The organism is Rhodococcus sp. MEB064, assembly GCF_000834565.1.
GTDB lineage: Bacteria > Actinomycetota > Actinomycetes > Mycobacteriales > Mycobacteriaceae > Rhodococcoides.
The window spans coordinates 24,560-38,084 of record NZ_JXQS01000039.1 but is presented as its reverse complement, the minus strand read 5'-3'; the positions used below and the strand labels follow the sequence as shown (position 1 = coordinate 38,084).

The 13,525-nt window shown below is 69.9% G+C and carries 13 protein-coding genes; all 13 read left to right on the top strand.

The window, feature by feature from the left end; all coding sequences use genetic code 11:
* The first annotated feature begins 206 nt into the window (after positions 1–206).
* Positions 207–1,304 carry a hypothetical protein gene (locus RU01_RS17370; protein ID WP_042575832.1) on the top strand — a complete coding sequence of 366 codons (1,098 nt, stop codon included), beginning with the start codon at positions 207–209 and terminating at the stop codon, positions 1,302–1,304.
* A 72-nt stretch (positions 1,305–1,376) separates the two neighbouring features.
* Entirely contained in the window at positions 1,377–2,192 is an 816-nt protein-coding gene (locus RU01_RS17365; protein WP_156148974.1) for a hypothetical protein, read from the top strand.
* Positions 2,193–2,218: 26 nt separating this feature from the next.
* Complete coding sequence (locus RU01_RS17360) at positions 2,219–3,844, top strand: cutinase family protein (RefSeq protein ID WP_042575830.1); 1,626 nt, start codon at positions 2,219–2,221, stop codon at positions 3,842–3,844.
* A gap of 29 nt (positions 3,845–3,873) precedes the next feature.
* Positions 3,874–4,524 (top strand): DUF6668 family protein, encoded by a 651-nt coding sequence (locus tag RU01_RS17355; RefSeq protein WP_052493348.1) that lies wholly within the window; start codon positions 3,874–3,876, stop codon positions 4,522–4,524.
* Positions 4,525–4,554: 30 nt separating this feature from the next.
* On the top strand, positions 4,555–4,836 hold the full coding sequence (locus RU01_RS17350) for a hypothetical protein (RefSeq protein WP_042575829.1): 282 nt from the start codon (positions 4,555–4,557) through the stop codon (positions 4,834–4,836).
* 37 nt (positions 4,837–4,873) lie between these two features.
* Complete coding sequence (locus RU01_RS17345) at positions 4,874–5,137, top strand: hypothetical protein (RefSeq protein WP_042575828.1); 264 nt, start codon at positions 4,874–4,876, stop codon at positions 5,135–5,137.
* A 40-nt stretch (positions 5,138–5,177) separates the two neighbouring features.
* Positions 5,178–5,813, top strand: coding sequence for a hypothetical protein (locus tag RU01_RS17340; RefSeq protein ID WP_042575827.1), 636 nt, complete (start codon positions 5,178–5,180; stop codon positions 5,811–5,813).
* Positions 5,810–6,646 (top strand): hypothetical protein, encoded by an 837-nt coding sequence (locus RU01_RS22245; RefSeq protein ID WP_052493343.1) that lies wholly within the window; start codon positions 5,810–5,812, stop codon positions 6,644–6,646. Before RU01_RS17340 ends, RU01_RS22245 begins: the two co-directional genes overlap by 4 nt.
* Entirely contained in the window at positions 6,643–8,157 is a 1,515-nt protein-coding gene (locus RU01_RS17330; protein WP_042575826.1) for a hypothetical protein, read from the top strand. Before RU01_RS22245 ends, RU01_RS17330 begins: the two co-directional genes overlap by 4 nt.
* On the top strand, positions 8,154–9,671 hold the full coding sequence (locus RU01_RS17325) for an SCO6880 family protein (protein WP_052493342.1): 1,518 nt from the start codon (positions 8,154–8,156) through the stop codon (positions 9,669–9,671). Before RU01_RS17330 ends, RU01_RS17325 begins: the two co-directional genes overlap by 4 nt.
* Before the next feature lie 78 nt (positions 9,672–9,749).
* Entirely contained in the window at positions 9,750–11,567 is a 1,818-nt protein-coding gene (locus tag RU01_RS17320; RefSeq protein ID WP_052493341.1) for an ATP/GTP-binding protein, read from the top strand.
* Complete coding sequence (locus tag RU01_RS17315) at positions 11,567–11,893, top strand: hypothetical protein (protein ID WP_042575825.1); 327 nt, start codon at positions 11,567–11,569, stop codon at positions 11,891–11,893. The genes RU01_RS17320 and RU01_RS17315 overlap by 1 nt, the downstream gene beginning before the upstream one ends.
* Positions 11,890–13,515 carry a peptidoglycan DD-metalloendopeptidase family protein gene (locus tag RU01_RS17310; RefSeq protein WP_042575824.1) on the top strand — a complete coding sequence of 542 codons (1,626 nt, stop codon included), beginning with the start codon at positions 11,890–11,892 and terminating at the stop codon, positions 13,513–13,515. The genes RU01_RS17315 and RU01_RS17310 overlap by 4 nt, the downstream gene beginning before the upstream one ends.
* Positions 13,516–13,525: the final 10 nt, after the last annotated feature.

Below are 13,525 nucleotides of genomic sequence, written 5' to 3'. Positions count from 1 at the left end.
GCGGCGAGATGAGAGCCGCGATCGGAACAACCGAACAGTGAGCGCAACGGCACGCCACCGTGTCATCCCGAGTTCGACCCTCAGACCCGGGCGGGCACTCATGACCTCGATGTGGTTGTGCCACAACCAACTAGGCAAGGAACTCTGCAATACACAATCCCGGTAGATACAACGCTCATAGATACCGAGCAGGAGCGTGCACCGCGATGCCGCTCTTGATCGCACTCACGGTCGGTCAAGGAATAGCGGAAGGTGCGCCGCAGGACTTCGTCACCGCACCCGACACCGCCCAGTCTGGAACAACGGACACCACTCCCCTCGCTCAGCCGCCCGAGCCCACCGCAGAACGAGATTTCCTACCGGGCTTCCATGCGTCACCTCGCGTGCAGCAGAGCGACTGGCGCAGCTACGACGACTACCGATCCGGCAATCAGCAGTCGTCTTACGACAGCCAGGCACTCGGGCCGGCGGCGGCGGCGACACCATCTCCTCGTCCATCCCCACCGCCCGCACCTACGTTGCGTCGTACAGCAATCGCGCCCATCGACATTCCCGACGGGTACATCGGCGTCGGCGGTGACATCGTGCCGTACGACCGGAATGTCGTGGATCCGAACCTGGTGGTGCAGTTCAACAACACCAGTCAGGCCTTGCAGGCAGACGGCGGGAACTTTCTCGTCGACGCCGGATTCGCCGACGCGCCCCGTGCCGACCGCATCTCCGCGGGAGTCGCCACCGGCATCGTCGCCGGCGGTACCGCAGGGCTTCTGACCTCGCTCGTCCCGGCGACCGTCATCACGGCTACCGGGGCAGGACTCGGCGGCGCGCTCGGTGTCGCTGCGAGCACCGGTAGCGGGGCGATCGTGTGGGGTGGACCCGTCGGCTGGGTGTTCATCCCCGGTGCAGCCGCGCTGGCCGGTGGGGTTGCGGGAGCTGCACTGTCCGTTCCGATCGTCCTGGGTCTGACCGTCACCGGCGCCGCACTCGGCGGCCTCCTCGGCGCCACGGTGACGGGTGGTGAGCAGCAGATCATCGAGGAGCCCGCCCCTGTCCTCGCACCTGCAGCCGAGGCACAGGCTCTCGCCCCCGCCGCGCCGGTGTGGACGCCCCCGCAGGACGTCCTGCAGGTGATCGACACGGCCCCGGCCTATGTCGAGCAGGCCCGCCACGCGGTCACCGACATGCCCGGCGGCGCCGACGTTCTGGCCGCGGTCGAGACCGTGATCGCCGACAACGCCACGGCGCTCGATCAGGACGCAGCAGCCCTGACCGGCGCACTGTCCGCTCTGAACATCGGGGCCTGACCGGTGTCGGGTGCGGCCGACACCGCTCGTCCGCACCCGACGCTCGCCCGACCCGACCGAGGAGGTCCCGCGGTGGCTCATCCCGACGACACAGCAGCCGACGACTGGTTCGCCGCCGCACCGCCCGCTACGGGCGAACGTTCACCCGTCCCGCCCGCCAGTCCCGCCGCGTCCACCGACACCCCGCCGAACCGACGCCTCACCGTCCTCGCCCAGCACGGCCCAGGGTCCGACGACGAGTCTCTCGTGGACGCACCGTTACCGACGTTCGACAGGCAGACCCAGAACCTGCCCAGCGGCGGCACCGGTCCCGGTTCCAGGCGGTCGTGGTGGCGTCGTCACCGGTCCGCCGTGGCGGTCACCGCGTCACTCCTGGTTCTGGTGGGCGCGGTGGGCGCCGCCGCCGCGTTCCTCACCGAAGCCACCGAGGACACCATCACTGCGGCTCTAGCACCACTTCTTCCGACCACGCAGACGGCTCCGCCGGTCGCGGCGGAGTCGGCAGCGGGCGCCGCTGCCGCCGCGGACTTCACCTGGTGCGCTGGCCAAGGTGCCGGTGAGCCGGTCACCGAGGACACCACCGATCCCGGCCTGAGCGCTATCTGGCGTTTCGAGAAGGCGTTCTACTACGACCGTGACCCGGTCGCGGCCCGCGCCGTCGGTGCACCGGAAGCCGTCATGGCGTCGGCGGAGCGCCTGCGCATGGGCATCGACGCCCTCGAACCGGCGGTCGAGTTCTGCATCCTCGCCGACCCCGTCTCGCCCGGCGTCTACGACGTGACCGTGGTCGAACGCGGACCCGGTATCGACCCGCGCACATCCTCTCAACGCTTCGCCACCGCCGAGTCCGGCGGCACCACCTCCATCACCGCCATCACCCGCCGCTGATCCGAGCTCGACGAGAGGCACCACCCATGACCCCCGCCCCGCATCGCAGAACGGCTCGCGTCGCCGTCGCGGCCACCGTTGTCGCCGCGACCCTGCTCGCCGCCGCGACCGCGCACGCCGCACCGACCACGACGGCACCCGCCGCCACCGATGGGTGCGCACCGCTGCACCTGGTCGTCGTCCCCGGCACCGCCGAGATCGACGAGAACAGCTCACCCGACGCCGATTCCGGGTTCTTCTCCCGGCTCACCGTTCCGGCCATGCGCGACGCCAACTCCGGCGCCGAACCCGCGCTTGACCGCAGCTACGTCCCGTATCCGGCGTCGTTCGGCGGCAAGCCCGGTGATCGGTCTTCCGACACCTACGCGGCGTCCGTGCAGACCGGCATCGACAACGCCACCACCATGATCGGCGACATCGCGGAGAATTGCCCCGGCACCAGGGTGTTCGTCTCCGGGTACTCCCAGGGCGGTCAGATCGCCTCCGAGATCATCCGCGAGATCGGAGCCGGGACCGGACCCATCGACGCCGACCGGTTCGCCGGCGGCGCACTGTTCTCCGACCCCACACGCGGAGAGGGCGAACCGGTCCTCGGCGGCGGCGACGCCAGTCCCGCACCCGCCCCCGGTACCGACGGGGCAGCGGTGCAGTCCGTGCAGCTCGCACCGGCCGTCGCCTCGACACCACCCGCCGGGGGCGGCATCGCCCCCGACCCCGCCGAGGCAGACTTCGGCGCAGTCGCCGACCGCGTCGCCTCCTACTGCACCGCAGGCGATCTCGCGTGCGACACCCCCGCGAACACCCCCGCGGCGAAGATGGTCGCCAACATCGCCGGACAGTCCTCGATGGACACCCGCGACCCGGTGCGTATCCTCACCGACGTCAGCGCCGCCGTCGGACGCTCCGCACTGCTCACCGGCGCCTCGGTGGTCAACGACAACCTCGACTTCGACAGTGCCCGCGGTCAGTTCGAGGTCACCAGCGCCCCCGACACCGTGCTCGGGAAGATGGCCAAGTACTCCGACCCGACGGCCGTCGGCGACGACGAAGCCATCGACGAGGCGGTCAGCGCGGTCACCAAGATCGCGGGCATGGCGATCGGCGCTGCCATCACCGTCGCCAAGGACGTCATCACCCCGGAGACCATCGGCCAGCTCGCCGCCGTCGGCCTGACCAACCCCCCTGCCGCACTCGGCATCATCGCCGCGAAGGTCGGAATCGCCGCGGTCAAGCTGGTGCCCCCGGCAACGATCGACTCCGCCGTGAACGTCGCGTTTGACGAAGTCACCCGCACCATCGACGACAACGCCGGTCTCGCGCAGCTCGTCACCGACACCTCGTACTGGAACACTGCCGTCAAACACGGCTCCTACGACAGCGTCCCGGTCGGCAACCGCGGAGAGACGCCGGTGCAGTTGACGGTGCGGTGGATCGTCGCGCTCGCCGCAGACCTCACCGGCGACAGCACCCTCGCCGACAAGGTCGGAGCCGTCCTCGGAAGCAGCGCCCAGCTCCTCGCCACCCCCGATACCGTCCGCAGCGCAGGCCAGATCCTCACCGCGAGTGCGCGGACCGCCGTCGGCGCTGCACCGACGACCACCAGCTCGCCTGCACCGACGTCGGCCGGGTCCACCCCGACCGCCGCCAGGTGACCGACTCACCTGTAGAAGGAGACGTCGACATGGCCGCACAGCCGATCGACAATCACGAGCTCTACAGCGACGACACCTCGGGGTCGGCCCCGGTCGTCCCCGCCGGTCTGCGGATCCCACCGATCGACCGCCAGGCACCGGTCCACACGGAGCCGGTTGCCGGTGTCGGGCGACCACCGGTGATGTGGCTGCTCGGCGCACACGGCGGTGCGGGAGTGTCGACTCTCGCGCGCGTCTGGGCGCCCGCCGCCGACGCGCACGGCGGGTGGCCTGCCCACGACCGGTACCGGTCGGTCATCGTCGTCGCCCGCACCCACCGCACCGGGCTCGCCGCCGCGCACGACCTGCTGCTCCAGTCCGCCGCAGGTCTCACCGGTGGGTGCACCGTCCTCGGTCTGGCGCTGGTCCCGGACGCCCCGGGGAAGTTGCCGAAGACGCTGCGGCGCAGCGCCGACGTCGTCGCGTCCGCCGCACCCGCGGTGTGGCATCTGCCGTGGGTGCCGGACCTTCGCGTGCACACCTACTCCGACCTCGCGGTGTGGTCACCGGCCGAACCAGACCCATCGCCGCCCGGCCGGATGCGATCGGTGACCTCCGCGGCCGCCCCACATCCCGGCCTCGTCGCCGCCGGTCATTCCGCGTTCGCCGCCGCTCGACTCGCAGCTACCACCGCGCACTGACACCTATTGCTCTCGATATCGGAGGACCACATGCTCACCACCACTGCGACCTTGTTTCTGTCCCAGAACATCGGCGACGTCGCCCCTCAGGTACCTACCGGTGAGATCGGCGACAAAGTGTCTATGCTGCTCGGCTGGTTGATGTGGGGCGCCATCATCTGGCTGGTCGGTTCACTTGTCTATGCCGCCGCGACACTCGGAGTGTCGAAGAAGCACGGAGGCTCCGACGGCGGATCGGCGCTCATGTGGAACCTCATCGGCGCCGTGGTCGTCGGCGCTTCATCGGGTCTGATCAACGGCCTCGCGTTTTGACCCCCGACACAGTCGCCCCCGCCGCCGGTGCAGCGCCGTGAGCATTTATGCGCAGCCACCGACCGAGCCGGTGGAGTTCCCCGCCGAGGTTTGGAGCCCGTTGATGACGGCGCTGTCATGGTTGCTTTGGATCGGCATCATCGCCTGCGTGGCCGCCCTGGTTCTGTGCGGGGCAATCCTTGTCAACCAGCGCAAGTCCACCGGGGTGCAGATAGTCGAGAGTGCCACCCTCGCCCGCATCCTCCTCTGCGCCACTGTCATCGGTTCCTCGTCGGGACTCGCCCAAGCAGTCATGGCGTGAGAGCCCTCGCTGCGCTCCCCCAACGAAAGGTGCACTCCCCGTGGCACTGTCCCGATCCGCACATCTGAGCTCCGCCGTCGCCGTCGTCCTGATCGCCGCAGCGTGCGGGTCGGAGGCGAGCGACACCGCCGCCCCTGCCGAGGAACAGATCGACACCGCCTCTGCACCGTCCGACCTCGAGTGGCGCACGGTCGGGGGCGTCAGCGTGCCCAGTTCGCCCACGGCCGGACCGTCGACGGGAACCGGAGTGACCCGCCACGGCTACGACAAGAGCCCACAGGGAGCTGTTCTGGCCGCGATCAACGGGCAGACCGCGCTCGCCGTCGCCGACGATCGCACCTGGCCCGAAGTGGTCAACACCGTCACCGCACCGGGCCCGGGACGCGACGCGTTCGCGGTCGCCCGCTCCGCCGTCACCGTCGCCGGGACCGTGCCGCAGGAGTCCGCGCCGCGGTTCGTCGGCTTCGACGTCACCGCCTACGAGCCCGACGCGGCGACCGCCGCAGTGTCGGTGGCACAAACAATCGGCGAGGACTCACAGCTCTACAGCTACCCCGTCGCCCTGCAGTGGGTCGGCAACGACTGGCGGATCGTGCTTCCGACTCCCGAGGAGAACATCGACGCCGCCGAGCTCGACGACCTGGCCGGCTATACCGAACTGAAAGCTGCCTCATGAGCACCCCCGTCCACCGGTTGCTGATCGCAGCCGCCGTCCTCGTGGTCCTGGCCGTCATCGGTGGCCTGGTCTTCGTCGTTCCGAACCCCGGGGACGACGACGCGGCCACCGACACCGCTGACCCGTCGACGACGTCCTCGCCGGCACCGGCCCCACCCGTCCCGGGTTCGATCGACAACGGCCGCACAGGGTTCGGAACACCCGTCGTGGACATCCTTGGCCGTAAGGTCACCGTCCCGAACAACCCTGTCGGAGCGCCGCTCACGCAGGAGCCGGCAGGCGAGCGCAGCGGATGCGACACCGCAGGACCTGTCTCGTCTCCGTCCGGCGTGCAGATTCAGCAGACCGTCGGACTGCCCACGCTGGTCTCCACCAGCGACGGGCCCACCCGCGTCGAGGGCAACGTCCTCACCGGGTACGCCCGCACCCCCCAGGGCGCGGCGCTCGCCGGGTGGAACTGGATCGGCCGCGTCTACGGACCAGGCCCCGTAGCGAAGGACGCCTACGAGAAGCTGACCGTTGCCACCGACGAGCTGGCGCAGAAGTCGGCCGACCAGTCCTGGGACGGTGAAGGACTCAGCGGTTCCTCGTTCCCAGCCCCTGAGGCGTTCCGGATCATCAGTTGCACCGACGACTTCGCCTCCGTCGAGTACGCGATCAACATCCCCATCGACGACAACGGCCAACGGCGCACCACCCCCGCCTGGACCGTGATGCGAGCAGCACTGTTCCACGACAGCGGCGAGTGGCGAGCTCGACTCGACGGCCGATCCGTCTCCGCGACACCCGACGTCGCGAGCATCGCCGGATTCACCCCCTGGACACTCTCGTGACACGGCTGGCTCGGCTCACTGCGGCCGTCGTCGTTCTCCTCGCCCTGCTCGGTCTCGGCGCCGGCACCGCCGCCGCCCAGGAACCGACCCCGCCCCCGGTGGCCCCGGTGACCGGGATCGCCGACGAGAGCAACGCCTTCCAACAAGATCGGCGCGAATGCCTCGCCGAGACCGACGCACCGTGGATCGGGGATCTGATCAATGGTGCAACCGGAAACCTTGTACCGGAATCCTTCTGCCTGATCAACGCGTTCGAGGACAACCCCGGCGCGGCCGTGTCCACCGCAGCATCGTCCGCCGCCTCCGCGTTCTGGGGCGACTCCGTCGGCGACTTCGCCAAAGCCGTCATGGAGGGCAACGCGCAAGCGTTCCGCACCGTGATGACGTTCTGGATGACCACCGGCATACCGGGACTCGGAGCCGAGACGGCGATGTCGGGGCTACGCAACATCGTCTCCGGATTCACCATCGCGGCGCTGTTCGCCTCCATCGTCATCGCCATGACCAAACTCGCCATTGCCCGCAAACAGGCCGTGATGGAAGGGGCGACGGAGACCGCGAATATGTTGGTGCGCACCGTGTTCACCGTCTCGCTACTGCCGGTGCTGGTGCTCATGCTCCATCAGGGCGGGGATGCCGCGTCGGCGTTCGCCCTGAAGGAGTTTGTCGGGGCAGACCTGAACGAGAAGATCACCGCCATCACCGCGTTCGACGACAAGACCGGACTGGGACCAGTGTTCGCCCTCGCGTGCGCCGGTTTCGCCTTCCTCGGCTCTGTCGCCCAGCTCATCGCCCTGCTCATCCGCGAAGCGGTGCTCTGCGTCGTCGTCGCCGTCATCCCGCTCGCCGCAGCATCCTCGGCAACCGCTACTGGGCGCTCGTCCTACAAGTCGATGATCGCCTTCACCATCGGTGCGTTGCTGTTCAAGCCCGTTGCGACGCTGCTGTACCTGTTCGCGTTCTGGGCGCAGTCCGCGACGTCCGGTGATCCGGTGTCCTCGGTGATCATCGGGTCTGCGCTAGTGGCGATCGTCGGGTTCGCGCTGCCCACGCTGGTGCGGATCATTGCCCCGGCCGCGGAGACCATCGCCGCCGGGGGATCGCAGGCCGCGGGCCTCGCTGCCGCCGGTGGGGCGCTGGCGGGTGGGGCCGCCGCGACCGGTGCTCGCGCACTGGGCGGTATGGCACGGACCATCTCACCGGCGGCATCCGGCGGCGGTGGCGGCGGGATGGGCGCTGCGGGTACCGGCGCGAGATCGGTTGCCGGGATGCAGGGCCGCTACACGGGCGGGTCGGCCTCGGCCGGCTCGTCGGGACGATCCGGACCCACGGGCGCGCTGTCGAGAGCGGCCTCCGTTGGACGACGGGCGACGGGCGGTGTCATGTCCGGGGCCGCGGGCGCGATGCGCACTGCCGGCTCCGGCGTCCGGGGGGCCGCACAGGTCGCCGGGAGCCTCGGCGCCGCCGCCGACGGCGCAGTCGGCAACTACCACGGACGGGTTCAGCGATGACCGCACCTACGTTCTCCTCCACTGCGGCCGTCCACGAGGAGCCGGCGATCTACTCCGCCGGAACGCGCCCCAAAAGCACCTTCGCGTTCGGGCTGTCCAACAAGGTCATCGCCTACGCAGGCGGTTTCTTCGCCCTCGCGTTCGCGGTCCTGATCTGGGGCAACGCCCCCGCAGGGTTCGCTCTCATGTCGCTCGGCGCGGTGCTCCTCGTGCCGCTGGCGATCGCGCCGGGCGGGCGCTCCCTCTACGAGAAAGGCCACCTGAGAATGCAGTTCTTCCGCAGCCGCGTCAGCCGCTCCGCCGAGTACCACGCCGGACCTCACTCGTCGATCCCCGGTGGCCGCTACCGGCTGCCCGGGTGGTTGGCGCACACCACGCTCTACGTCGGAATCGACCGGCACGGCAACGAGTTCGGGATGATCCATCACCCCAAGAAGCAGCGGTACACCGTCGTCGTCGACTGCCTCCCCGGCGGCGACGAAGCGGTCGCCCGCGGAGAGAAGGACCTCTACACCGCCGAGTGGGGTGTCTACCTCGCCGACCTCGGACTGCCGGGCGACATCGTCGGCGCCGAGGTGGTCGTGGAGAACATTCCCGCGACCGGACTTCGCCTCTCCCGCCTGGTCGAGCGTGAGGTCGTCCCGTACGCACCGGAGCTGTCGACGGCGTTCGTGCGGCAGTCGTCGGTGCGGATGCCGTCGGGCCGGCACCGCACGCTGGCCCGGTTGTCGATCACCTTCCGCGCCACCACCAAGGAACGGCAGAACGATCCGGAGGAGATGGCGGCCGAGCTGGCGCGGCGACTGCCGGACCTCTACGGCAACCTTGCCGGGGCGGGCATCGACGCGCAGCCTATGACCGCGGCGGAGATCACCGCCGCGGTGCATCGTTCGTACAACCCGTCGACGGAGAACGATTTCGAGGAACTGGACATCGCGGGCCTCGATCACGGGGTGGCGTGGGAGGACGCCGGTCCCGGCCGCGCCTCATCGGTGTGGGGGCAGTACCGGCACGACGGTGTCGTCTCCGTCGTCTACGAGATGGCCGCGCCGCCGGAATCGGTGTTCACCGACACCGTCCTCAAGCCGCTGCTCCAACCGCACGACGACCTGCTCCGAAAACGGCTCACCCTGATCTACCGGCCGTTCTCCGCCGGCGACGCGGCGAAGAAGGTCGAGAAGCAGCACCGAGACGCCCTGCACGCCATCAACTCCCGCGGAGCGAAGATCAGCTCCGCCGAAGCGGAGAAGCGCCTCGAGATCACCTCGCAGACCCGCAAGGAGATGGTCGCCGGGGCCGGACAACTGCGCTACTCGGCGCTGGTGACGATCACCGTGGCCGATCCCGCCGACGTCGCGAACGCTGCCGCGGTCATCGAATCGCTCGCCGCTCGCGCTCGCCTCGGTCTGCGCCGCGCCCACGGCTTCCAGGACGCCGCGTTCGCCGCCGGCCTGGGCGTCGGGTTCCTGCTGCCCGACCACGTCACCACCTCGGCGCTGGTGCGGCACAGCTGAGCCGGCCGCACCACCCCCGTCCGCACCGCCCGCCTGCGCTCGCCCGCCCCGCCCGCCGTTCCCACCGGAAGGTTCTCCATGAGCATCGCCACCAGTCCCCGCCATGATCTCGATCCGGACGCCGGCGTGGAGGTTCAGCTGCAGATGCTCCCTCGCGGGGTGCGCTGGTTGATCGCCGACGTCGACTACGAGCAGTTGGCGCAGCGCATCGCCGACGGCGACGATGACGAACCGGCCTGGTGGACCCGCACCGGCCTCGGGCTGGCCCGGTGGCGCAACGCCCACGGTGAGGTGACCGAGGAACTGACGGGCGATCCCTGGTGGCGCGGAGCCAAGCGCGCCACCTCCCGCGGATACACCGGCCCCGGTGGAGGCCGGATGCTCGCCGTCCCCGCGCCCATCGAGTACGAGGCATCATCGGTGCAGGTCTGCGGGTTCAACCCGTGGGCCATCGGCGCCGCCGCACCGGCCTCGGGCACCATCGTCGGCCAGCACGCCATCACCGGCGAGGCCGTCTCGTGCGACCCGTTCGCCTACTTCCGCGACAACCACATCGCCAACCCGTCGATGTTCGTCCTCTCCCTCCCCGGACTCGGGAAGTCATCGCTGATCCGCAAGATCCTGCTCGGCGCGATCGCGTGGGGCCAGACGCCCATCGTCGCCGGCGACATCAAGGCCGAATACGTCAAGCTCGCGCACCTCGTCGGCGGCCAGGTCGTCACCCTCGGCTACGGCGGCGGGCACCTCAACCCGCTCGCCGCCGGCACCCTCGGCCAGGCCGTCGCCCGCATCCGCCGCGCCCGCGTCGACGCCGCGGCCGCCGGGGACCGCGCCAGGGTCGCCCAGCTCGACGAACTGATCGGCACGGCCGAGCTGACCGTGCGGACCCGACAGGTCAACGCCGTGTGCGCCCTGGTGGAGCTGATCCGCTACGACACCCACTCGGTGAAGGCGTTCGAGAACTCCCTCATCGGTACCGCCCTCGACGAGCTCTACTCCGACGGCGGATTCAGCTACGACCGGCCCCCGCTGCTGGTCGACCTGTACGAACGCATCGACGCCGGATCCGCGGCGATGCAGCGCGCGGCGTACCAGACGACGCGCGAGGGATACCGGGAGCAGATCACCGAGCTGATGCAGGCGCTCGGCGCGCTCATCTCCGGCCCGCTCGGTGACATCTTCGCCGACCACACCTCCGAACCGCTCGACCTCGACGCCCCCGTGATCGTCATCGACGTCTCCTCCCTCGACCGCGGCGACACCACCCTCAAAGCGGCCGTGATGCTCTCTTGCTGGGCCGACGCCTACGGCACCGTCGAAGCCGCGCACCTGCTCGCCGACGCCGGACTGGACCGCCAGCGGCTGTTCCTGCTCGCCCTCGACGAGCTGTGGCAGGTCATCGGGGCCGGCCCCGGCATGGTCGCCCGCGTCAACGAGATCTCCCGCCTCAACCGCACCGACGGCGCCGGGCTGCTGATGATCACCCACACCGGCCGCGACCTCGAGACCCTGCCCACCGAAGCGGACATCAAGACCGCCAAAGGGTTCATCGACCGCGCCGGGATGGTCGTGTGCGGGGGGCTGCCCATCGGTGAGGTCGAACGACTCTCCGGCGAGCTCAAGTTCACCCCCGCCGAAGCGAGCATGGTGACCTCCTGGTCCCGCGGGGCCGCGCTGCGCTCGGCGGAGCGGCGCACCGCACGCGCCCCCATCGGGCGAGGGAAGTTTCTGATCAAGGTCGCCAAGGACAACACCCCCGGCATCCCTATCCAGACGGTGTTCACCGACGTCGAGCTCGACACCGGAGTCCACGACACCAACGCGCGCTTCGCGGAGTACTTCCAGGGTGGCCGCGGCGACCTGGCCGCCGCCCACACCGGCACCGGGGACTTCTGATGCGGCCCCGCTACGAGGCGGACGTCCGGAACTGGGCGCTGAGCACCTACCGGTCATCGCGGCCGAACTACGCCTCCCGCGACCAGTGCGTCACCGCCATCGCCGAACAGATCGGGGCGCACGTCAACACCGTGAACCGGTGGATCAAGACCGAGTTCGGGCCCTCCCGCGCCCCGGCCGCCGACGAGGTCGTCGCGAAGCTGCGGGCCGCCGAGGCCGAGATCGAGCGGCTGCTCGCGGTCAACCGCCGACTCACCGACCGGCTCGCCGCGGTCTCACCGCGTTCGGTGGCCGCCGAGTCGGTCATGAGCGGGGCGCGGCGGTGAAGAAGGGCGGGATCGTCGCCCTCGTCGCGGTCCTCGCGGCGGCACTGTTCGTGGTCCTGTTCGTCACCACCCTCAGCCCCTCGGGCGACGAGGACTGCCTGCCCTTGGGCACCTCGGTGCCGTCGGCCGGGGGCGTCCCTGCCGGGTCGTTCGCCAAGCCCATGAAGACCGGCGAAGCGCAGCTCACCAGCGGCTTCGGGCCACGGTGGGGAACGCAGCACAACGGCATCGACCTCGCCGGTCCGATCGGCACCCCCATCTACGCCTACGCCGACGGTGTCGTCTCCAAAGCGGGTGAGGCGCAGGGATTCGGGCAGTGGATCGTCCTCGACCACAACATCGGCGGGCGCGTCGTCTCCACCGTCTACGGGCACATGTTCCCGGACGGCGTCCTCGTCAAGGTGGGGGACCGGGTCACTGCCGGCCAGCACATCGCGAACGAGGGCAACAACGGCGACACCACCGGAGCGCACCTGCACTTCGAGTACCACCCCGGCGGGTGGACGCAGGGCGGCGGCATAGACCCCGCCCCGTACGTCGCAGCCGCCGAACCCGGTAGCGGCACACCGGGGTCGGCATCCCCGACACCGCAGGTTCCGGCCGCCCCGGACACGTCGGTGGGGACTGGGGCCGCCGAGATGGCGGAGCTCCCGGCCTCGGTGGGGTCGGAAGAGCACTGGCAGGTCGACACGGCCCGCGTCGCCCGCGCCGTCCACGCGAAGTTCCCGCAGATCACCAACATCGGCGGGTGGCGGCCGTCGGATCCGATTTCCCAGGATCACCCGTCCGGGCGGGCCGCGGACATCATGATCGACAACTGGTCCTCCGAGGAAGGCAAGGCACTCGGCGATCAGGTGAAGGACTATCTCTGGGCCAACCGCGAGGTGTTGCAGATCGAGTACATGATCTGGCGACAGCAGTACATTCCCTCCGACGGTGAACCGAACATCATGGAGGACAGGGGATCACCGACGCAGAACCACTTCGACCACGTCCACGTCACCACCGTCGGCCACGGACCGCCCGCGCCCGGGCAGAGATACGGGGCGGTACCGGGTGGAGCGGGATCGGCACCGAAGGCGAACGGCACCTGCACCACCGCACCCGGCGCGGGTATCGGCGACCACGCCGACCTCGCGGCCGGTCAGATCCCACCGGAGTTCGAGAAGTGGCTTCCGCTCTCCGCCGCGCAGTGCCGCGAACTCTCCCCGGCCGTCCTCGCTGCACAGATCAAGCAGGAGTCCGGGTTTCGGGCCGGTCTGACCAGTCCTGCCGGGGCACGCGGCTATACCCAGTTCCTGCCCGGCACCTGGTCGTCCTACGGATTTCCAGTCGACGACGAGACCGGTGAGGTCACCGGACCCGCCGGAGCCGGAGACCCGGACGACGTCGGGGATGCGGTCATGGCGCAAGGACGGTACAACTGCACCGTCCTCGACGACCTGCGGCCCGGCATGGAATCCGGTGCCATCACCGGTGATCCGGTGGAGCTGATGCTCGCCGGGTACAACGCCGGCCCCGGAGCCGTCCAACAGTTCGGCGGCATCCCCCCGTACGCGGAGACACAGAACTACGTCACCACCATCACCGCCACCGCCGGCGACTACGACCTCGCCCGATGACCCGCCAAGG